This is a genomic window from Streptomyces sp. P17 (genome assembly GCF_032436805.1).
GTDB lineage: Bacteria > Actinomycetota > Actinomycetes > Streptomycetales > Streptomycetaceae > Streptomyces.
On sequence record NZ_JAVRBF010000332.1, the window covers coordinates 1 to 453 of the forward strand.

1 protein-coding gene is annotated in these 453 nt (G+C 51.2%); it reads right to left on the bottom strand.

The features are described from left to right. The coding region (locus RMT89_RS41140) for a Gp49 family protein (protein WP_315888865.1) at nt 1-441 on the bottom strand (441 nt) is incomplete at its 3' end. Between the last annotated feature and the right edge of the window lie 12 nt (nt 442-453).

Below are 453 nucleotides of genomic sequence, written 5' to 3' on the forward strand. Positions count from 1 at the left end.
CTTTTCTTCAGACGAGAGTGCATTGAACGTAGGCGTACCTGCGAATGCAGCAAGCTTCGTTATCTTGGCACGGAGTTCATCGTGCTCATTGCGGACACGATCCTTGAACGTACCACCTGCATTGGCAACTTCAGACTTCAGTTCATAGCCCATCAGTTCCCAAATTTTGTTCTTGGCTTTGTCGTAAGCCAATCGCTTGCCGATCTCGGCATTGAAGTTCGCAGGGTTCGCACAGGCTGAGATGCCATGCACAGTGTAGCCATTCTGAAGAACCAGAACGCAGAAGGTCAGTACACCAACATCGGCAGGCACACCGCCATAACCAGCAGCCTCAATGGCCTCTTTGCCGGTGAAATAGTATTCGTGTTTGATGTTCGCTTCAACGCCTTCAAGCGTTACACGGGGAGCAACAGCAGCGGCAATCAGTTCCTGTTCGGTCACAGTAGACATGGG